General features: G+C 71.5%; 1 protein-coding gene. It reads left to right on the forward strand.

Going from position 1 to position 277, the window contains the following annotated elements:
• Positions 1-4: 4 nt before the first annotated feature.
• Positions 5-277 (forward strand): OB-fold nucleic acid binding domain-containing protein (locus tag DZG00_RS16785; protein WP_233550194.1); only part of this gene is annotated, 273 nt, incomplete at its 3' end.

Here is a 277-nt window from a genome sequence, read left to right on the forward strand (position 1 = left end):
GGACGTGGCCGTCTCCGGCTGGGTCGAGACCGTCCGGGATCAGAAGAAGATCCAGTTCGTGATCCTCCGCGACGAGTCCGGCGCGGTGCAGCTCACCTACAAGCGCCAGGGCGACGAGGACGCGACCGCCGACACCATCTCGGGCCTCGCCGCGGGCACGTTCCTCACCGCCACCGGCACGCTCAAGCACGACGAGCGCGTGAAGCTCGGCGGCCTGGAGGTCGGCCTGTCCGGCATCGAGGTCGCGGGCGCGGCCATCCCCGAGACCCCCATCGCG

Source organism: Clavibacter lycopersici (genome assembly GCF_003576405.1).
GTDB lineage: Bacteria > Actinomycetota > Actinomycetes > Actinomycetales > Microbacteriaceae > Clavibacter > Clavibacter lycopersici.